Annotated in this window: 15 protein-coding genes; 7 read left to right on the forward strand and 8 right to left on the reverse strand. The window is 69.4% G+C overall.

Features of this window, described 5'->3' with window-relative positions; translation table 11 throughout:
* The first annotated feature begins 115 nt into the window (after window positions 1-115).
* The 4 genes from ACLQ25_RS19330 to ACLQ25_RS19345 all read left to right on the forward strand — a co-directional run bounded on the left by ACLQ25_RS19330 (window position 116) and on the right by ACLQ25_RS19345 (window position 4,935).
* Window positions 116-1,162: a carbohydrate ABC transporter permease gene (locus tag ACLQ25_RS19330; protein ID WP_355052210.1), complete on the forward strand. Its 1,047-nt coding sequence runs from the start codon at window positions 116-118 to the stop codon at window positions 1,160-1,162.
* A 1-nt stretch (window position 1,163) separates the two neighbouring features.
* Window positions 1,164-2,132: a carbohydrate ABC transporter permease gene (locus ACLQ25_RS19335; RefSeq protein WP_425732225.1), complete on the forward strand. Its 969-nt coding sequence runs from the start codon at window positions 1,164-1,166 to the stop codon at window positions 2,130-2,132.
* Window positions 2,133-2,199: 67 nt separating this feature from the next.
* Window positions 2,200-3,246, forward strand: coding sequence for a LacI family DNA-binding transcriptional regulator (locus ACLQ25_RS19340; protein ID WP_425732226.1), 1,047 nt, complete (start codon window positions 2,200-2,202; stop codon window positions 3,244-3,246).
* Between the two features lie 33 nt (window positions 3,247-3,279).
* Window positions 3,280-4,935 (forward strand): glycoside hydrolase family 13 protein, encoded by a 1,656-nt coding sequence (locus ACLQ25_RS19345; RefSeq protein ID WP_425732251.1) that lies wholly within the window; start codon window positions 3,280-3,282, stop codon window positions 4,933-4,935.
* Window positions 4,936-5,037: 102 nt separating this feature from the next.
* Here the strand turns inward: ACLQ25_RS19345 and ACLQ25_RS19350 are convergent, their stop codons facing one another.
* The 5 genes from ACLQ25_RS19350 to xylA all read right to left on the reverse strand — a co-directional run bounded on the left by ACLQ25_RS19350 (window position 5,038) and on the right by xylA (window position 12,269).
* Complete coding sequence (locus ACLQ25_RS19350; protein WP_425732252.1) at window positions 5,038-6,444, reverse strand: MFS transporter; 1,407 nt, start codon at window positions 6,442-6,444, stop codon at window positions 5,038-5,040.
* A gap of 60 nt (window positions 6,445-6,504) precedes the next feature.
* Complete coding sequence (locus ACLQ25_RS19355) at window positions 6,505-7,761, reverse strand: type II toxin-antitoxin system HipA family toxin (protein WP_425732227.1); 1,257 nt, start codon at window positions 7,759-7,761, stop codon at window positions 6,505-6,507.
* The gene (locus tag ACLQ25_RS19360; protein WP_425732228.1) at window positions 7,748-9,463 is read right to left on the reverse strand and encodes a DUF262 domain-containing protein; all 1,716 of its coding nucleotides are present in this window, start codon (window positions 9,461-9,463) and stop codon (window positions 7,748-7,750) included. Before ACLQ25_RS19360 ends, ACLQ25_RS19355 begins: the two co-directional genes overlap by 14 nt.
* 190 nt (window positions 9,464-9,653) lie before the next feature.
* The gene (xylB, locus tag ACLQ25_RS19365; RefSeq protein ID WP_425732229.1) at window positions 9,654-11,072 is read right to left on the reverse strand and encodes a xylulokinase; all 1,419 of its coding nucleotides are present in this window, start codon (window positions 11,070-11,072) and stop codon (window positions 9,654-9,656) included.
* 9 nt (window positions 11,073-11,081) lie between these two features.
* Complete coding sequence (xylA, locus tag ACLQ25_RS19370) at window positions 11,082-12,269, reverse strand: xylose isomerase (protein ID WP_425732230.1); 1,188 nt, start codon at window positions 12,267-12,269, stop codon at window positions 11,082-11,084.
* A gap of 78 nt (window positions 12,270-12,347) precedes the next feature.
* Here xylA and ACLQ25_RS19375 point away from each other — a divergent pair, with 78 nt between their 5' ends.
* Together ACLQ25_RS19375 and ACLQ25_RS19380 are read left to right on the forward strand one after the other, a co-directional pair.
* Window positions 12,348-13,586 (forward strand): ROK family protein, encoded by a 1,239-nt coding sequence (locus tag ACLQ25_RS19375; protein WP_425732231.1) that lies wholly within the window; start codon window positions 12,348-12,350, stop codon window positions 13,584-13,586.
* A gap of 128 nt (window positions 13,587-13,714) precedes the next feature.
* Entirely contained in the window at window positions 13,715-15,385 is a 1,671-nt protein-coding gene (locus tag ACLQ25_RS19380) for a SpoIIE family protein phosphatase (protein WP_425732232.1), read from the forward strand.
* Window positions 15,386-15,401: 16 nt separating this feature from the next.
* On the opposite strand, the gene ACLQ25_RS19385 is transcribed toward ACLQ25_RS19380, so the two are convergent.
* Window positions 15,402-16,031, reverse strand: coding sequence for a MarR family winged helix-turn-helix transcriptional regulator (locus ACLQ25_RS19385; protein WP_425732233.1), 630 nt, complete (start codon window positions 16,029-16,031; stop codon window positions 15,402-15,404).
* 96 nt (window positions 16,032-16,127) lie between these two features.
* Here ACLQ25_RS19385 and ACLQ25_RS19390 point away from each other — a divergent pair, with 96 nt between their 5' ends.
* A complete protein-coding gene (locus ACLQ25_RS19390; protein WP_425732234.1) occupies window positions 16,128-17,258 on the forward strand; it encodes a PP2C family protein-serine/threonine phosphatase in 1,131 nt (376 codons plus the stop codon).
* A 9-nt stretch (window positions 17,259-17,267) separates the two neighbouring features.
* On the opposite strand, the gene ACLQ25_RS19395 is transcribed toward ACLQ25_RS19390, so the two are convergent.
* Both ACLQ25_RS19395 and ACLQ25_RS19400 read right to left on the reverse strand, forming a co-directional pair.
* Window positions 17,268-18,752, reverse strand: a complete 1,485-nt coding sequence (locus ACLQ25_RS19395) for a sugar transferase (RefSeq protein WP_425732235.1) — start codon at window positions 18,750-18,752, stop codon at window positions 17,268-17,270.
* Between the two features lie 214 nt (window positions 18,753-18,966).
* Entirely contained in the window at window positions 18,967-20,721 is a 1,755-nt protein-coding gene (locus ACLQ25_RS19400; RefSeq protein ID WP_425732236.1) for a substrate-binding domain-containing protein, read from the reverse strand.
* Window positions 20,722-20,816 lie beyond the last annotated feature (95 nt).

Raw genomic sequence — 20,816 nt, forward strand, 5'->3', positions numbered from 1 at the left:
ACGCCCCGGGGGCTCCGGGCCTCGTTTCCCGGGGGGCCTTTTTCTCCCGGGGGGGGCCCGGCCCGGCGCCCGCGCGGGGGGCCACCGGCCGATCCGGACCCGAGAGGGAGGGTTGATGGAGTTCGACTTCGCCGACGAGCAGCCGAAGCTCCTCATGCTGATGTACGGGCTGGTCGCCTTCGTGGTGGTGGTGGGTGGTCTGCTCCTGCTGCTCGACGTGGTGCCTGCCTGGTTCGCCCGACGGCGGGAGGCCCAGCTCGTCGCCGCCTCCATCAGCGGCACGCCGCTGACCCGGCGACCCAAGCAGCGGGAAGGGCTCTTCGCTCTGTTCTTCCTGCTGCCGACGCTGCTGCTGCTCACCATCGGTCTTGTCGTACCGGCCATCCGCACCATGCTGCTCTCGCTGATGAACGGGGGCAGCACCGAATGGGTGGGGCTGCGCAACTACAGCTGGATGTTCTCCGACAACTCCATGGTCCGGGTTCTGATCAACACCCTGGTCTGGGTGCTGCTGGTCCCGCTGGTGGCCACCGCGTTCGGCCTCATCTACGCCGTACTCGTGGACAAGGCCCGCTTCGAGGCGATCGCCAAGTCACTGATCTTCCTGCCGATGGCCATCTCGTTCGTCGGCGCGAGCATCATCTGGAAGTTCGTCTACGCGTACCGCGGCGACGGCGACCAGATCGGTCTGCTCAACCAGATCGTCGTCAGCCTCGGCGGTGAGCCGAAGCAGTGGCTGCTCGAGTCACCGCTGAACACGCTGCTGCTGATCGTCATCATGGTCTGGATCCAGGCCGGCTTCGCCATGGTGGTGCTCTCCGCCGCGATCAAGGCCATCCCCGGCGACATCGTCGAAGCCGCCCGGCTCGACGGCGTCAGCCCGTGGCAGATGTTCTGGCAGATCACCATGCCGAGCATCCGGCCGGCGCTGATCGTCGTGGCGGTGACGCTCACGATCGCCACGCTCAAGGTCTTCGACATCGTCCGGACCTCGACCAACGGCAACTACGACACCAGCGTGATCGCCAGCGAGATGTACAACCAGGCCTTCCGGTACGGCCAGAACGGGCAGGGCTCCGCGCTCGCGGTCTTCCTCTTCATCCTGGTCATCCCGGTCGTGATCTACCAGATCCGCAACCTCCGTCGTCAGCGGGAGGGCTGAGATGACGACCGCAACGCCCACCGTCGCCGCCGGCGCCCAGAAGACCGCCGGCACCCCGTCCAGCACCGCCGGCCGGGTTCGCAAGCGGTTGAACAGCCGTACCGCGACACTCGTGTCGATCGTCATCGCGGTGGTCTGGACCATCCCGACCTTCGGCCTGCTCGTCTCCTCCCTCCGACCGGAGGACGAGATCAAGACGACCGGCTGGTGGACGGCGTTCACCAACCCGCAGTTCACGCTCGAGAACTACCAACAGGTCCTCTTCGGGCGGTCCTCGTCGTCGGGGCAGCTCGCCAGCTACTTCATCAACTCGCTGGCGATCACCATCCCGTCGGTGCTCTTCCCGCTGGCCTTCGCCTCCCTGGCCGCGTACGCGCTGGCGTGGATCAACTTCCGCGGGCGGGACTGGCTCTACATCGCGATCTTCGCGTTGCAGATCGTCCCGCTGCAGATGGCCCTGGTGCCGCTGCTGAAGTTCTTCTCCACCGGCGTCAGCCTCGGTGGCGTCACCCTGATGCCGGCGTGGGACCTGGTGGACGAACAGAAGTTCGCCCAGGTGTGGTTCGCGCACACCTGTTTCGCGCTTCCGTTCGCGGTCTTCCTGCTGCACAACTTCATCTCGCAGCTCCCCGGAGACCTGATGGAGGCGGCCCGGGTCGACGGGGCCACGCACCCGAAGATCTTCCGCACCATCGTGCTGCCATTGATCACCCCGGCGCTGGCCGCGTTCGGCATCTTCCAGTTCCTCTGGGTCTGGAACGACCTGCTGGTCGCGCTGATCTTCGCCGGTGGCGGCAACGAGACCGCGCCGCTCACGGTCCGGTTGGCCGAGATGGCCGGCACCCGGGGCAACGAGTGGCAGCGGCTCACCGCTGGCGCGTTCGTCTCGATCGTTGTACCGCTCGTCGTATTCCTGTCCCTGCAGCGCTTCTTCGTGCGAGGTCTGCTCGCCGGCAGCGTCAAGGGTTGACCCGCTTGCCCGCCGCCGCCGGCCTCTGAAGGGCGGCGGCGGGCGACGGGTACCGAGCGGGGGAACCGTGACGAAGATAGATGATGTCGCCCGCCTGGCCGGGGTCTCCACGGCCACCGTCTCGCGGGCCCTGCGCGGGCTGCCGACGGTCTCGGCCGCCACCCGACGCCGCGTGCTGGCCGCCGCCGAGCAGCTCGACTACGCGGTCTCGCCGAGCGCGTCCCGGCTCGCCGGTGGTCGCACCGGCACGGTCGCGGTGGTCGTTCCCCGGATCACGCGCTGGTTCTTCAGCACCGTCGTCGAGGCCGTCGAGGAGCACCTCCACCATTCCGGCTACGACCTGCTGCTCTACAACCTCGGCGGTCGGGAGCAGATCCGCCAGCGGGTGCTGCGTACCGCCAACCTCCACAAGCGGGTGGATGCCATCATGCTGGTCGCCACGCCGCTGCGCCCGGCCGACCTGACCGCCCTGGCCGCCCTGGACCTGCCCGGTGTGACCATCAGCTCGGGGAGCCGGGTCCCGAACTGGCCCTGCGTACGCATCGACGACGTGGCCGCCTCCCGGATGGCCACCCGGCACCTGCTCGACCTCGGCCACCGTCGGATCGCGCACATCTCGGGCGACCCCGACGACGAACTGGCCTACACCACCCACCTCGACCGACGCCGGGGCTACCAGGCCGAACTGCGGTCGGCCGGCCTGCGACCCGATCCGAGCCTCGACGTCGAGTCGTCGTTCACCATCGACGGTGGCAACCGGGCCGCCGCCGAGCTACTGGCCCGCGGCGAGCCGCCGACGGCGATCGTCGCGGCGTGCGACGAGATGGCGATGGGCGCGATGACCGCGCTGCGCGATGCCGGTCTGCGCGTACCGCAGGACGTCAGCGTGGTCGGCATCGACGACCACGACCTGGCCGGCGTGCTGGGCCTCAGCACCGTGGCCCAGCCGGCCGCGGAACAGGGCCGGCTGGCCGCCCGGATACTGCTCGATCCGCTCGGGGCCCGCACTCTGGGCCCGATCGTCGGTCAACGGACCCCCGAGGGCGACTCGCCGGTGATCCTGCCCACTCGGCTGGTCGTCCGGGAGTCCACCGCACCGCCCCGGGCACACTGAAACATCAACCACGGCACGACACGGGAGACGACCCTGAACACCGACCCGACGCAGCAGACCGCCACCGGCTGGTGGACCGAGGCCGCCATCTACCAGATCTACCCGCGCTCGTTCGCCGACTCCGACGGCGACGGGATCGGTGACCTGCCGGGCATCACCTCCCGCCTCGACCACCTGGTCGAGCTGGGGGTGGACGCGGTTTGGCTGTCCCCGTTCTACCCGTCGCCGCAGGCCGACGCGGGCTACGACGTGGCCGACTACCGGGACGTCGACCCGCTGTTCGGCACCCTCGCCGACGCGGACAAGCTGATCGCCGAGGCCCGCTCGCGCGGCCTTCGGGTGATCGTCGACCTGGTGCCCAACCACACCTCCTCGGCGCACCGCTGGTTCCAGGAGGCCCTGGCCGCCGCCCCGGGCAGCGCCCAGCGGTCCCGGTACATCTTCCGCGACGGCCTCGGCCCGGCCGGGGAGCAGCCGCCGAACGACTGGCAGAGCGTCTTCGGCGGTCCGGCGTGGACCCGCACGGTCGACCCGGACGGCCAGCCCGGCCAGTGGTACCTGCACCTGTTCGACACCGGCCAGCCGGACCTCAACTGGGACAACCCGAAGGTGCACGAGGAGTTCCTGGGCGTCCTGCGGTTCTGGCTGGACCGGGGGGTGGACGGTTTCCGGGTCGACGTGGCGCACGGCCTCATCAAGCAGGCGAACCTGCCCGACTGGCAGGAGCCCCAGGAGATCCTCTCCGGCAACGAGATCGACAAGCCACGACCGCCGATGTGGGACCAGGAGGGCGTGCACGAGGTCTACCGGCAGTGGCGGCAGGTCCTGGACAGCTACCCCGGTGAACGGGTGCTGGTCGCCGAGGCGTGGGTCGAGCCGGCCGAGCGGCTGGCCCGCTACGTCCGCCCGGACGAGATGCACCAGGCGTTCAACTTCGAGTACCTGCTCGCCGCGTGGAGCGCGCCGGCCCAGTACGCGGTGATCACCCGGTCCCTGGAAGCGACCGACTCGGTGGGCGCGCCGACTACCTGGGTGCTGTCCAACCACGACGTGGTGCGGCACGCCTCCCGGCTCGGCCTGGCGATCGGTGGCGGCCGGCCCAACGGCATCGGCATCGGTGACCCGCAGCCGGACGCCGCGCTCGGCCTGCGTCGGGCTCGGGCGGCCACCCTGCTGATGCTCGCCCTGCCCGGCTCCGCGTACCTCTTCCAGGGCGAGGAGCTCGGCCTGCCCGAGCACACCACCATGCCGGACGAGGCCCGCCAGGACCCGACCTGGGCGCGCAGCGGGCACACCCAGCGGGGCCGGGACGGCTGCCGGGTGCCGATCCCGTGGGAGGCCGACGCCCCGTCGTACGGCTTCGGACCCACCGACGCCAGTTGGCTGCCGCAGCCGCCGTCCTGGGCGGAGTACGCGCTGGACCGGCAGCGCGAGGTGCCCGGCTCGACGTACGAGCTGTACCGCGCGGCGCTGCGGCTACGCCGCGCCCACGCTCTGGGCCGGGGCACGCTCGAGTGGCTGTCCTCCGGTGACGAGACGCTGGTGTTCCGCAACGGCGACGTGACCGTTCTGACCAACTTCGGAGACGCCCCCGTACCGGTCCCGCCCAACGCCGAGGTCCTAGCCACCAGCGCACCCCTGAACGAGGACACCATCCCCACCGACGTAACAGTCTGGCTCCGCGGCTGATCCCCTCGTCGATCATGGCGTTGTGGTGGTGGCAAAAGGCTCGATGAGAGCCTTTCCGGGCACCACAACTCCATGATCGACCGGGGCAGGGGTGGGGCGCGTTCAGAGCCGGTCGGCGCGGGTGTTCAGGAGGTTGTGGACGTTTTTGATGTCCTTGGGGCTTGTGCGGGAGGCTAGCCAGTACATGACGCCGGTGGGGATGAAGAAGAGCTGGAACGCGGCCAGGCCGACGGCGAAGTTCAGCGGCGGCGGGAACGCCGTTCGCAGCCCCTGGAAGGCTCCCCAGACCAGCCCGTTGCCGGCCGCCCGGCCGACGCCGTTGACCAGGTTGCCGAGGCTGTAGACGGTCCCCCGGTGCTCCGGCGGGTTCACGTCGGCGATCAGCGCGAACCAGTTCGGCGAGTTGGCCGACGTCAACGCGAGCGCCACCACGGCGGTGAGCAGGCTCAGCCCCACCGACGGCTCGGTGAACACACTGGCCAGCACCGCGCCGACGACCGCGCCGCCGCTCCCGCCGTCCGGCACGTCGATGGTCACCGGCACGAAGAACAACACCAGGTAGAACGGGAGCGCGGCGAGGATGCCGACCGCCGCGACCACTGCCCGGCCCCGGAGGGTACGCCGCTGCGCCGCGTCGCCGATGAGGCCGCCCACGATGGAGAGGACCCCGCCGAGTTGGAACAGGGTGGCGAAGACGCTGCCGACCACCACGGCGGTCGACTCCGAGTAGCCCTGGGCCTCGGCCCGCTCGGCGAAGAGCCTCGGCAGCCACACCAGTGAGCCGAAGGCGGCCTGCGCGGTCAGCCCCTGCAGGATCAGCCACCGGTTGGTCCGCCGGTCCAGGATGCGCGGCAGGTCGGCCCGGCTGATCCGGTAGTCGTACTCGGCACCGGAGTCCAGGGCGTCCACCAGTTCCGGTTGGCTCTGGCCGCGACGGATGTCGTACGTGAACAGGTACGCCACGGTGGCGGTCAGCCCCACCCCGGTCAGCAACAGGAACGGCCGCCGCCAGTCGGTCGCACCGAGCAGCCCACCGACAAGCGTGCCGGCGAGCGTGCCGACGCCCTGAGAGAGCCCCCAGAAGCTCATCACCAGCCCACGGCGGGCCGGTGAGATCAGGTCGGTGACCACCGAGAAGCCCACCGAGCCGACCGCGCCGAGGCCGACCGCCGCGACGAACTGGGCGGCCAGAAACGTGAGGTACCCGCCGGCGAGCGCGCTGCCGCCGGTGCCCACCGCCCAGAGCAGCGTGCCCACCATGAGCAGCGGCTTACGGTTGCCGCGGTCCCCGACGTACGCCCAGCCGACGGCGGCCACCGCGCTGACCAGGAAGCTGACGGCGGTGACCACGCCCAGCAGCCCGGTCGACACGTCGAACGTCCGGGCGATCGGCCCGTACAGCGGGGGGACCAGTCCGATCGCCACGTTGTCCAACGAGGCGAGCACCACGAACACCACGACGCTGTACAGCCGGTGCGCTGGAGACCCGCTTGAGACTTGCTGTGTTATGACGCACCTCAGGGTTCAGCCGGCTCGATGCGGAGGGGTCAAGTCCCATCCTAGAAATGCCTATCGGAGGGCCCGAGACCTGGACACGATCCAACTATCAATCCCCTCAAGGAGACTCCTGTTCTCCTGCAATAACGAGTGAAAGTTTGGCCATACGTCGAGGGCGCGCTCGATCGCCTCAGCTGCCACATCACGCAGGCTAAGATTAATCGGACCGAGACGGTCACGAAGCTTATCCTCGAGCGCTTGGAAGGTACTTAGACGGACATCCTCGAACCTTCTGCTGCGCCCGAACTTTAATCCTAGGTCCTCAGGACCATCCGCCATGTCACGGTAGACTTGCGTAGACACAACATCATAAGCGGGCGCAAGTGAAGGCGTGCGCTTGTCTTTATAGATCAGCGACCAATTCTTCAGGTGCCCATCACCATTGCCGATAAGCACAAAAAACGCCAACCTTCGCACGAATTCACATAACCCGTCGACATCAAGCCCTCGATAGACCAGGCCAGCAACTGTTTCGTAGGTGCTGTGATACTTTTCCTCAGGGTAAAAGTCACGCACCTGAGCGAGGTCTTCCATATGCACGGAGACCTTTCGATCCCCGTCCAGGCGATCAAATCGTTTGATTGCGAAGGCCCACTCCTCCCGATTCGGCCACATTCGCGCCGGAAGTCCAATCAACTCATCTCGATGCACCAGACGCACCTCTGGAACATCAATTCCAGCAGCACTGGCGAACGACATCATTGCGAACTCATTGACAGGAACTTCCGTAAACCTGTAGTCAGGAAATTTTACAAGCCAGTCGCCTCGGTCATTGACTGCTGGGACGGTCAGCCGATCACCTTGTGCGAGCATCGAAAATTTGAGTGCTACTCCCGCCAACGAAAATCGCCAAGGACTTTCATCCCGTAGGGTGCCTCCCCGTCTGCGGCCAATGCCGGAGTCGCGGCCAGACCATGCTGGATCTACATCCCAATCTTCCGCCGGCAAAACTTGAACAGCGCCAGGAAGATCGTGCCCGACCTGCGCAAGAAGCTCCATCTCGCGGTCCAAAGAAACGCCCCTGTCGCTTGCGATCCACTGACGAAGCGGACCCTCAGGGAGCAGATTTGAAAACCATGGGGGCAATCTAAGCGCGGCAGCATAGGGCCTTGACAGCATCTCCTCGAAACGAAGACCCAAGACGGCTCGATCGGAATTATCGATATATTCCCTGTTAAGCATGAAACGGGTATGGTCACCGCGCTGACAAAGCGTACCAATCCGATATCCGTGAAGCAGAACAGCGTGATACTTTTCAGGCTGCTTCATCCGAATCCCTCTCGAACTCCTCAGGGTCCTCAAATTCCAAGAGTTCGAGGGATGGAGTATCCTCGAAGTCCCACTCGGCCATCCGATGAAGGAAGCCACGCAGGCGGAAACTGACGATTTCCTGGCGAGCCCTTAGGAAGCCATCCCGATCTCCCAAATTGTATGCTTCTATTGCTCGTCGGTCGACACAATAGGATTTAAGAACTGCCTCCCACGCCTTCTCATCAAGGCCGATGGGCTGCCGACCGAGGAGAGTCAGCAACTCGTCGACAGGATCCGTCGTAGTGGGAACGAAGATGCGGTTTGCTGACCACAATTGCTGCTTAAGCGGCAGGCCACGGGGATATACGCGACGAACCGCTGACGCAGCGGTTGACTGGTCAGCGAGTAGGTCTGTGAGTTCTTGCTGATCGTATCGCTCTCCAGTGTAGGGCGAACGTGGCCGCAAAGCCCACCAGGAGCATAGGATGATCTTCGCCCCTGCCTCGTTGGTTTTGAAGCGCTCAGGATTCGGAATCGTGGGTCCAGCCTCGCTGATCGAGTCGATTAAGCCTTGGACCGAAGATCGTTCATCACCGGGGTGAATCCGAGCGCACAAAGCTCTACTCAACTGCGTGAAGCTACCCTTGAATACAGCCGGCCCCGAGACCGCGACACGCCAATACACCCGCCTGAGCAATTGGAGGCTTCGCTCTTTCGGATCGGGAAAATGCGCAAAAAACCTGGCCATGACGACGAGAAGTGATCTATACGCCAGGAATGAAAGATGCGGAACCCCCGCACTTTCCTGGAGAAACTCGATTGCCCGAACTAGAGCTTGCTCGCCTTCACTATAGGCAGTATCTCGCGATTCACCCGGGAACTCAGCACTCGAGCGTCGTCGACTGTCATCGAACTCGATACGGATCTCACGCATGGGATCTGAACCGCGCCGTGCAAGAATGGCAGCGAGAACTGTATCATCATCAATGGTCCCGAAGCCAGTACGGGCTGCTACCCTCTCGGCAATTCGACTAATGGAAAGTCGATCTTTGGCGCCACTTTCGGGACCCGCAAATAGCGATGAGAATATTTCGGCTCGACTCAACCTCTTCCCATAATTGTTCATCCGATCAAAGATATCGGTCAAAATTGCTTCGTCTTCTTGTTTAACCAAATAAGCCGGAACCTTGAATTGCCTCAGCAGCTTGGCAATGCGCCGAGCTTCAGGAAAATAATCGGAAACCGCCTGCCCCGGCCCCGCGAACCAGTCAAGTAACTTGTCAAGGTCGAAAAGCACGGGCAATGGAATGAGGCGGGGATCGTCGACGAGCGGCGGCGGTACGAAATCTCGGTCAACCAGGTCGTAGAAGATGTTGAACGGGGGATGCCGGTTGCCCTCAGGGTGCAGGGCGTTCGCCAAGCTAGTTATACGTTGCTGCCCATCGACTACCCAGAGCGCATTGTCAGTGGACGGCGCGTCGATCTCCAATACACCAAGTGCGATCTTTTGAGCAGGCGACCGTCGCACCCAGAGCAGAAGGCTGCCTACTGGATAGCCCCTGACGATACTGTCGAACAGGCGAATGACATCCTGCTGACCCCACCGAAAATCTCGCTGAAAGTGAGGAACGCGGATTCCGCCATTCCACGCCTCGCTTATCAGGTCTTCCAGGTCATAGGTTTTAGCGCTGGGCTGAGTGTCGAGTCCGGCGTTATTCATTACCCCTCCAGCGCAGCAATCCGCCGCAGTACTACCATCGCGCGCGCGATGCTGGCGCAGCTAGCTGCGCCAACACCCCCCACGCACTACCAATCAGGCAGCTCTAACGAAGCTATCGGCTGTGGTTGCCTTTGGGAAGTGCATTGCATCGGACAGGGGACGTGTCGGGATAGCACGAGATGATCGAACCCTAACGCCGGTCGAGCACCAGCCCGCGAGCCGCCGCGTACTGGTCACGGACGGCGGGGACGGGCTCCGCCGCGTACTCCTCGGTGCCCTTGACGTCCCACTGCGGTGGCGTCGGACCGCCCAGGGCGACCCAGGCGGCCTGGCGGGCGGCCCCGTCGGCGACGTACTCCCCGGCGGGTGGCACGACGACCGGGCAGCCGAAGACCTGCGGCGCGATCCGGCGGACCGCGGCCGACCGTGCCCCACCGCCGACCAGGATGACCCGGCGGACGGTGGCCCCCTGCGCGGTCAGCGCGTCCAAGCCGTCGGCGAGGGCGCAGAGCATGCCCTCCACGGCGGCCCGGGCCAGGTGCGCGGGGGTCGAGGTGCGCAGGGTCAGGCCGTGTACGGCCCCGGTGGCCAGCGGACGGTTGGGCGTCCGCTCGCCCTCCAGGTAGGGCACCATGACCAGCCCGTCCGCGCCGGCGGGGGCGGAGAGGGCCAACTCGGCGAGCTCGTCCAGGCTGACACCGAGCATCGTGGCGGCGGCGTCCAGCACGCGTGCGGCGTTGAGCGTGCACACCAGCGGCAGGAAGCGACCGGACGCGTCGGCGAAGCCGGCCACGGCACCGCTGTCGTCGGCGGCCGGCACGTCGGCCACGCTGAAGACGGTGCCGGAGGTGCCGATCGAGACGACCACGTCGCCGGGACCGGCGCCGACGCCGAACGCGGCGGCGGCGTTGTCGCCCGTGCCCGCCCCCAGCAGGGCGTCACCCCACTCCCCGGTCAGCCGACCGGCCGACTCGGCCGGGCCCAGCACCTCGGGCACCACGAGCTGCCGACCGAACGCCCGTTCCAGCAGGTCCGGACGGTAGGTGCCGGTGGCTGGGGACCAGTAGCCGGTGCCGCTGGCATCCCCCCGGTCGGTCCGCAGCGCGGACAGGCCGGGCGCGCCGGCCAGCCGCCAGGTCAGCCAGTCGTGCGGCAGGCACACGGCGGCCACCCGGGCGGCCTGCTCCGGCTCGTGCCGGGCCAGCCAGCGCAGCTTGGTGATGGTGAAGCTCGCCACCGGCACGCTGCCGGTGGCGTCGGCCCAGAAGCGACTCCCGGCCTCGCCGCCGCCGGCCTCCTCGACGAGGTCGGCGGCGGCGTCGGCGGAGCGGGTGTCGTTCCACAGCAGGGCCGGACGGACCACCTGGCCGCCCTCGTCGAGGCAGACCATGCCGTGCTGCTGGCCGGCGACCGAGACCGCCGCGACGTCGGCCAGCCCACCGGCCTCGTCGACGGCGCCGCGCAGCGCCTGCCACCAGGCTTCCGGGTCGACCTCGGTGCCGTCCGGGTGCGGTGCCCGACCCTGCCGGAGCAGGGCACCGGTCTCCGCGTCCCGGATGACCACCTTGCAGGACTGGGTGGACGAGTCAACGCCCGCGACCAGCGGCATTGCGGGGCCTCAGCGGGCGCCGAGCAGGTGCTCGACGGCGAGCTGGTTGAGCCGGACGAAGCCGAAGCCCCGGGCGGCCACCGCGTCGACGTCGACGTCCTCGAACGCGGACCGGTCGGCAAGGAGCTCCTCGTAGCCCTCGCCGTCGCCGAGCGTCGGCGTGCTCAGCTCGCCGACCTTGCTGGCGGCCAGCGCCTCGACGACCTCCGGGTCGGCGCGGAACGCCGCCGCGCGCTCCTTGAGCAGCAGGTACGTGCTCATGTTGGCCGCGGCCGACGCCCACACCCCGTCCATGTCCTCGGTACGCGACGGCTTGTAGTCGAAGTGTCGGGGACCGTCGTAGGTCGGCCCGCCGTTCGGGCCGCCGTTCTCCAGGAGGTCCACCAGGGCGAACGCGTTCATCAGGTCACCGTGGCCGAAGACCAGGTCCTGGTCGTACTTGATGCCACGCTGGCCGTTGAGGTCCAGGTGGAACAGCTTGCCCTGCCAGAGCGCCTGGGCGATGCCGTGGGCGTAGTTGAGCCCGGCCATCTGCTCGTGCCCGACCTCCGGGTTGAGGCCGACCAGCTCCGGGTGCTCCAGCTGGGAGATGAAGCCGAGCGCGTGCCCGATGGTCGGCAGCAGGATGTCGCCGCGCGGCTCGTTCGGCTTGGGCTCCAGGGCGAAGCGCAGGTTGTAGCCCTTGTCGATGGAGTACTGGGTGAGCAGGTTGACGGCCTCGCGGTAACGGTCCAGGGCGGCCTGGACGTCCTTGGCGAGGTCGTACTCGGAGCCCTCGCGACCACCCCACATGACGAAGGTGCTCGCACCCAGCTCGGCGGCCAGGTCGACCTGGCGCAGCACCTTGCGCAGCGCGAAGCGGCGGACGTCGCGGTCGTTGCTGGTGAAGCCGCCGTCCTTGAAGATCGGGTGGGTGAAGAGGTTGGTGGTGACCATGGGCACCACCAGGCCGGTCTCGTCGAGGGCCTTGCGGAACCGCGCGATGTGCTGGTCGCGGGTCGCGGCGTCCGCGCCGAACGGGATCAGGTCGTCGTCGTGGAAGGTGATGCCGTACGCGCCGAGCTCGGCGAGCCGGTGCACCGCCTCGACGGCGTCCAGCTCGGGGCGGGTCGCGTCGCCGAACGGGTCGCGGGCCTGCCAGCCCACGGTCCAGAGCCCGAAGGAGAACTTGTCGGCGGGGGTGGGACGAGGTGCCATGGTTGGCCTCCGGGATGGTGGTGTCAGGTATTTGTTCAGCGATTGAATTATTTGCCCACCCTATGGCAGTGTCAAGGGGTGAGCCCCACCCACGCCCCGGTCGGCGCGGCCCGTCAGGGCAGCCTGCGCGAACTCAACCTCGCCCTGGTCCTCGGCCGGATCGCCGCCGCCGACCGACCCCCGTCCCGCGCCGACCTGGCCACGGCCACCGGGCTGACCCGGGCCACCGTCTCCGCAGTCGTCGAGGACCTGCTCGCGGGCCAACTGGTCAGCGAGGCCGAGCCGGCGCCCCGGGCCGGCGCCGGCCGCCCGGCACGCGGACTGGTCCTGGCCGACCAGGGCCCGGCCGGGCTCGGACTCGAAGTCAACGTCGACTATCTGACGGTATGCGTCGTCGACCTCGCCGGCCAGATCCGCCACCGCACCGTGCACCGCGCCGACCTGCGCCCGGTCGCGCCCGAGGACGCCCTGGCCCGCCTCGTCGACCTCGCCCGACAGGCCCGCGTCGACGCGGCCCGGCAGGGCCTCACGCTCGCCGGGGCCGCGCTCGCCGTACCCGGCCTGATCGACGGCTCCGGACAGGTCCGGCTCGCGCCGAACCTCGGCTGGCGGGACGTGCCGGTGCCCGAGCTGCTGAGCGCGCACCCGCCCCTCACCGATCGGGTACCGGACGTACCGGCCCTGGTGGTGGACAACGAGGCCAACCTCGCCGCGCTCGGCGAGCTGCACTCCCGGCCGCCCGGCCCGGCCAGCTTCCTGCACATCTCCGGCGAGGTCGGCATCGGCGCGGGGATCGTCCTGGACGGCGCGCTGTTCCGGGGCGTACGCGGCTGGAGCGGCGAGATCGGGCACCTGCCGGTACACCCGCAGGGGCGGCCCTGCCGCTGCGGTGGGCGCGGCTGCCTGGAGCAGTACGCCGGTCAGGAGGCGATCGTGGCCGGCGCCGGACTGGTACGGGCGGAGCTGCCCGCCGACACCGCGACGGCCCGCCTGGCCGAGTTGGCCGAGGCCGGCGAGCCGGCCGCGCTGCGCGCCCTGCACGACGCCGGCACCGCCCTCGGGGTGGCGGTCGCCAGTGTGGTGAACCTGCTCGACCTGGACACCGTGGTCCTCGGCGGCGGGTACGCCCCGCTCGCCCCGTGGCTCTGCCCACCGGTGCTCGCCGAGATCAAGGCCCGGGTGCTCACCGCCGCCTGGTCACCGGTCACGGTCCGCCCGTCGACCCTCGGGCCGGAGGCCGCCGCCGTGGGCGCGGCCGGATCGGTGGTACGGCGGATCGTCGCCCGACCGGCCGGCTGGCTGAACCGCGCCGGCTGACCATCGCCGACGCGGTCTGGGCTTGTGTCGGTGCGGCTCGGTACCCTTGCCGTCGAGCAACGATCGGCAGGCGAGGAGTCCGGGAGCAGTATGCGTACAGGTCGTCGGGCGCGGGCCGGCGTCGGGCGGTGACCACGACCCAACGGGGCGGCTCGGCCGGTCCGGTCGGCGGAGACGGGCAGACGTCGCGCCGTCCGACCCGCCACGGCGGCACCGGGCTGCCCGCCGACCCACCGCTGGCCCGCGAGCTGCTCGACGGGCTCGCCGAGGCGGTGCTGACGACCGACGCGGCCGGCCGGGTGACCCTGGTCAACGCCCGGGCGGTCGAGCTGCTGCCGGAGATCGTCGCGGGCGTCGAGCTGTCCGGCTGCGCGATGGCGGCGCTGGCCCGAGCCGTCCGCGACGGCACCGCCGCGTTCGAGGCCGAGCACCACGGCCGCCACCTGCGGGGCGCCCGGCGGCAGCTCGCCGGCGACCGGTACGCCTGGTACGTCCGCGACGTCACCGAGGAGCACGCCCGCACCGACGCCCTGCTGGCCGAACGCTCCCGCACCGCCTTCCTCGCCCAGGCCGGCAGCCGGCTCGGGCTCTCGCTGCACCGGGACCAGACACTCCGTACCACCGTGACCCTCGCCGTGCCGTACCTGGCCGACGCCGCCGTGGCGCTGCTCCGCCCGCCCGCGCCGGCCGAGCCGCACCCCCGCTTCACGCGGTACGCCGACGACGAGCCGGCCCCGGTGACCGGGGTGGCCGATGAGGAGCTGACCGACCTCGTCCCCGATCTCGGCGCGGCGTTCGACGGCGACCTCGGCGAGCCGACCCCCTGGCCGGACGCCGACGTCGCCGGGCTGACCGCCCTGCTTCCGCCCAACTTCGGCCGGCCCGGCGCGGCGCTGGTCAGCTCGATGCGCGGCCCCGGAAGCCCAGCGGGGGCCCTGCTGCTCGTCCGCCGTGCCGGGCGGGCCGACTTCGACTCCCGCGACCGGGAGCTGGCCCGCGAATTCGCCGCGCGGGCCGGCGCGGCGCTGGCCGCCGCCGAGCTGTACGGCGAGCAGGCCCACCTGGCCCGGGTGTTGCAGACCAGCCTGCTCCCGCCGGAACTGCCGACGGTGCCCGGCGTACGCCTGGCCGGCGGCTACCGGTCCGCGGGCGACACACTGCGCATCGGTGGGGACTTCTACGAGGTGTTCCCGCACCCGCGCGGCGCGCTGTTCGCGCTGGGCGACGTGTCCGGCAAGGGCGTCGGCGCGGCCGTGCTGACCGGGCGGGTCCGTCAGTCGCTACAGACGCTACGGCTCGTCGAACAGCGCCCTTTGGAGCTGATCCACCTGCTCAACCGCACCCTGTTCGACGCGCCCGACGCGGCCCGGCGCAGCCAGCTCACCACCCTGCTGCTCGGGTGGATGGAGCACGGACCGACGGGGGTGGATCTCCGGATCGCCGGCGGCGGCCACCCCGCGCCGCTGCTGGTCACGGCCGCCGGTTCCGTCACGGATGTCCCCGTGGGCGGTATGCCGGTCGGCGCGCTGACCGACGCCCGGTTCACCGAGGTACGGGTGCACCTCGATCCGGGCGATCTGCTCCTCGCGTACACCGACGGGGTAACCGAGGCGAGCGGAGGCCCGGCCCACGCGGAGAAGTTCGGCGAACGCCGGCTGCGCGGCGCACTCGCCGCGGCGGCCGGTCTGCCTCCGGCGGCCCTGGTCGACCGGCTGCTCCAGGTGGTTGACGAGTGGGTGGGCGGGCAGGCCGCCGACGACATCGCCATGCTGGCGGTGTGCGCGTCGACACCGGCCTGAACCCTGCGTTCGACCGTCAGGCGGTCCGCGCCACCGGTGGCTCGCCGGCGGACCAGTCGCGGGTCGGGCCCACCATCCGCTCCGGTCCTGCCCCCCCGCCCTGCCACACCCCTCGGCTCGGCCGGTCCGGGTGCTCCGACGACTTGCGCGCCGGGCCGTCGGGCCTGTCCGGGTCCTGCGGCCATTCGTCTCGCCCGCGCGGAGAGTCCCCGTCGTCCGGCCCGTTGCGCGCCCGCTGCCGACGGGCGACCTCGTCGAACTCCCGCACCCCGCTCATCAGCGCGGCGCGACCCGCCGGGCTCATCGCGGCCAACACGGCGGCCAGCCGCTCCTGACGGTCGTTGCGCAGCTCCGCGAGGAGCCGACGGGCCTCCGGGGTGAGGTGCAGGGAGATTTCCCGCCGGTCGAAGCGCCCCGGCTCACGCTCGAGCATGCCGGCCGCGACCAACCTGTCGCACAGGCGGCTGGCGGAACTCAGCAACATGTCCAGACGGGTGGCGAGCCGGCGTAGGTTGATCCCGTCGTACTGCTCGACCACCATCACCGCCCGTAGTTGGGCACCGGACACCCGGCTGACGGTCGCCTCGCGGGCGGAATCCCAGACGCCCAGCAGGGCACCCGCCGCCGCGTCCAATGCGGCAGCCATACTCGTCGCAGGGTCCGGTGGACCGTTGTTTTCGGCCATGGTGGCCCGAGACTACTCCGAACCCAGAGGTGGTCGAGCTCGGATGAAGGAGGCCTGATGAGCGAACCGGTCAATCGGGCACGACGCACCCTGAACGAGACACCCGCCGACCGTCTCGTGGGTGGGGTCCGCACGGTTCTCGACGAGGCGTACGGGATCTCCGAGGCGGAGCTGTACCAGGTCGACTACCGCCTCGCGGAGCTGCTGCCCCTCACCGAGGGTGACCCTCTCCGGGGCGCCGGCCACCCCGCCTGGCGTGCCTTCGACCACCAGTCCCCCGTTCTGGTCGACGGCGTCGCCTGGTTCCCGGTCAGCATGCGCGGCGAACGCCGGGGAGTCCTGCGCCTGGCACCGGTGATCGACGACCCGGCGGTGCTCGCCGCGCTGGCCGACATCGCCACCTCGCTCGCCCACGAGGTGGCCGCCGTCTCCCCCGGCACCGACGTCTACAGCGTGGCCCGACGCAGTCAGCGGCTCACCCTGGCCGCTGAGATGCAGTGGGACCTGCTGCCCGGCCGGAGCCGGGTCCGTCCCTCGTTCAGCCTGGCCGGGCAGCTCGAACCGGCGTACGCCGTGCGGGGTGACAGCTTCGACTGGTCCGACGACGGGGAACGGCTCTGGCTCTCCACCGTCAACGGCAGCGGTGAGGGTGTCGCGGCATCGCTGCTCACGTCGCTGGGCACCCACGCGCTGCGCAACGCCCGCCGGGCCGGCCTCAACCTGGGCGATCAGGCCGCCCTCGCCGACCAGGCCATCTACGACGAGTACCGGGGCAAGCGGCACCTCTCCGCGCTGCTGATGGAGCTGGACCTGCGCTCCGGGACGGTGACCGTGGTGGACGCCGGCTCACCACGGCTCGTCCTTCTGCGCCGGGGTGAGGTCACCGAACAGCCGCTTGAGGCGCAGTTCCCGCTCGGCATGTTCGAGGCGACCGACTACCACGAGCAGACGTTCACGCTGGAACGCGGTGACCGGCTGTTCGTCGTCAGCGACGGCGTCGTGGACGCCACCGGGCAGAGCATCCGCTACGGCGAGACGGCACTGGACCGGTTCCTGCGGCGGACGGGCCCGATGGAGCCGCTGGACGCCGTCCGGTCGCTCCTCGGCGACCTGCGCGCCTTCGTGGCCGGCGACCTCGTCGACGACGCCGTGGTGGTCTGCCTGGACTGGACCGGCCCGCAGTCGTGAGCGTGCCGGTCAGTACGCGCCACGACTGTTGAGCACCGCGCCGGCGGTCTTCCAGAGGATGGTGAGGTCGGCGGCGAGCGACCAGTTCTCGACGTAGTAGAGATCGAGTCGGATGCCGTCCTCCCAACTGAGGTCGGACCGGCCACTGACCTGCCACAGCCCGGTCATGCCGGGCTTGACCAGCAGTCGCCGGGCCACGTCGCCGTCGTAGCGGGCCACCTCGGACGGGAGCGGCGGACGCGGCCCGACGAGGCTCATCTGGCCCAGCAGGACGTTGACCAGCTGCGGCAGCTCGTCCAGCGACCACTTGCGCAGCAGCCGGCCGACCCGGGTCACCCGAGGGTCGTCGCGCATCTTGAACATCAGGCCGTCGGTCTCGTTGCGGGCCGCCAGCTCGGCGAGCAGCGCGTCGGCGTTGACGACCATCGTCCGGAACTTGAACACCCCGAACTCCTGCCCGCCCCGCCCCACCCGGACCTGCCGGAACAACACCGGCCCGCGGCTGTCCAGTTTGATGGCCAACGCGATGACCGCGATCAGCGGCAGGAGCAGCGCCAGGGCGACCGACGACATCGACCGGTCGACGAAGCCCTTGACCAACTTGCGCGCACCCCGGAACTCGGGCGCCTCGACGTGGATCAGGGGCAGCCCGGCGACCGGGCGGGTGTGGATCCGCGGACCCGCCACGTCGGTGAGCGCGGGGGCCACGACGAGGTCGACGCCGGTGCCCTCCAACTGCCAGCCGAGTCGACGCAGTCGGGTTGCGGTCAGCTCACCGGAGGCGGTCACCGCCACGGTGTCCGCGCCGATCGCGGTCGCCGCCTCCGGGATGCCCCGGAACGAACCCACCACCGGAACGTCACCGAGCCGCTGCGCCACCGGCGCCAGCAGCGCGTCGGGGATGCACGCGCCGACCACCTGGTAGCCGGCGTACGGCTCGCGGCGCAGGGTGTGCACCAGTTCCAGGACGTGTGCGGTGTCGCCGACGACGAGCACCCGGCGGGACCAGCCGGCCCCCTTCGAGCGGGCCCGGTGCAGCCGTTTGCGCGCCGCGAACCGGGCCACCTCCAGACCGACCGTGCCAACCGCGAAGGTGATGCCGAGGAAACCCCGGGAGACTCCGACGTCGGCGATGTAGCCGGCGATGGCGATCGCGCCGGCCAGTCGCAGGCTCGCGGAGCTGACCCGCCGGTACTCGTCCGCCCCGTAGCCGACGACCCGGTCGTCGTAGCATCCGAGCGCCTTGAGGGAGATCAGCCAGGCCAGGACCAGGCCGGGGGCCACCAGCACGTACGGGATCTTGGAGCCGACCGGCTCCTCGTCACCGAACCTGCCGACGTATCCCACGAGCAGCGCGATGATGAGGACGGTGGTGTCCAGCACCACCAGCACCCGGATGTAGGAACGTTCGTCGGCACGGGCCACCAGTCCGCTCGGACGGTCCTTCGGCGGCGCCGAGGTGTCGGCGGGGGTCAACAGTGTCGCGGTCGTCACCGGCCCTCCCACTCTGCTCAGGACGGCCCCGGCCGACGGGTCGGGCCGAAGGCGGGCCGACATTGCCGGAACACGTCGACATCCTGCCCTGACAACTATGACTGCCGATTGCTTCCGACGTATTGCCGTCACTTTTCTTCAATCCCCTGGCCACAAAAGGAACCCGCCGTACCGGCTCACCGGTACGACGGGTTCTTTGTTGCTCAGTGGCGGCTCAGCGCGGGGCTGGGGGGCGCCGCGCGATGGCGGTGAGGAAGATGCTGCCGATCTCGCTCGGGTCCTTGGTGACGAAGACGTCCCCGCCGGTCACCTTCGTGATCGACTCAAGTTCGGCCTTGCTGACGCCCTCACCGATACCGATCATGATGACCTGCACCGGCCGCTCCGGATCGGCGATCTGCTTGAGCTTGGCGAGCAGCTGCTGCTGGTTGATGCCGTTGTCGTCCTCGTTCTTGCCGTCGGTGAACAGCACGATCGAGTTGACCCGGCCGGGCTGCCAGTCCTCCTGCACCGCCTGGTACGCGGCCAGCATCGTGTCGTACAGGCCGGTGTCACCGTTGGACGGCTTGACGGTGGCGAGCGCCCCCTCCAACTGGGCCCGCTGGCCGGAGAGCGGTCCGATCGGCACCAGTTCCTGGTAGTCGCGGTTGCCGACCAACTTCGTGGAGAAGGTCCACAGGCCGATGGACCACGAGTCGTCGAAGAGCCCGAGACCGCGGCGGGCCGCGTCGACGGTGACCTCCTCCCGGCTGCGGTTGTTGGCGCTGGGCACCTCGTCCTTCATCGAGCCGGAGACGTCGATGACGGCGAGCATCCGGCCGGACTGGGTGGCGATCGACCAACTGGACACGACACGCTGTATCGCGGCCGGGTCCAGGCCGCCCGCCGCGGTGCCGCCGGCCGCCGGGGCGGTCGACGCGCCACCGGCCGGGCTCGGCGCGCCCTGCGGGGCGTTGAAGCCGGCACCCCAGTTGCCGTCCGGCCCGCGCAGCGACTGCGCCGCCAGGCGGTCCCGGAACTTCGGCGCGGTGAGCAGCTCGAACAGCACCTTCGCCGCCGCCGCCTTGGTCGGCTCGATGCCGGGCAGCACCGCGTACGGGTAGTCCAGCGGCATCGGCGCCGGCTCCATGTAGAGCGCGGCGAGCGGCACCGGCGGCTTCTTGCTGTTGTACGCGATCACGTCTTCCTCGGACAGCGCCGCCGCACCGAGGCCACTCGCGATGGTGGTCGGGTCCGTGGCGGTCGGGAAGCGGGCGAGGAGGTCGTTGCGGAGCGAGGAGCGACCGGTGGCCAGCGCCCGCAGCGCGCCCACGGTGTTGCGCTGGGCGTCGCCGCCCGCGCCACTGGCGGCCGTGGTCAGCGAGAGCAGGCCGGACAGCCCGGCCGCGTCGCGGGTCGGCTCGACGATTCCGGTACGCAACGGCTTGCTGCTGTTGACCTGCTTGAGCAGATCGGTCCAGGTGAACTTGGCGTTGGGCCAGCCGAGCCGAGTCGCCACCGGCTCGGGCATCGCCACGACGACGGGGCTGCGCGCGATGGAGGCCCCGTTGGTCGGCGCGAATGCCGTGGCGTCCTTCTTGAGACGCAGCAGCCAGGTCGAGGAGTCCGGCACCCAGACGTCCGGGGTGACAGCCGTGCCGCTGGCCTGGCCGACGCCGGCGAGTACGGCACCGTGCTTCGCGGCCACCACGGCGGCCACGTCGACCGGGTCGGATGCCGAGACATCGACGCGAATGCAGGTAGGGCCGACCGCGGCGCCGTCCTTCACCCACTGGGAGGCGGCGGCGTCCACGGCGGGCGCGAGCTCGGTGGCGACCGCCACGGCGAGTCGGATCTCCCCTGAGCAGCTTGGCTGGATCAGCTCCTTATAACCGAACCAGACGCCGGTGGTGACGACGAGAACCGTCGCCATCGCGGCGGCGGCTGCTAGATGGAGTTTCGAACGCATTCGATGGCGGCCTGCAGACACGCTGACCATCTTGCGTATTAGGTGCCGTCTCTGCCACATCCGTTCGGACTAAAGTTACGCAGGAGAAACAGTTGATCACCATTTAGCAACAGAGA

This window comes from Micromonospora sp. DT44 (assembly GCF_049841635.1).
Lineage (GTDB): Bacteria > Actinomycetota > Actinomycetes > Mycobacteriales > Micromonosporaceae > Micromonospora.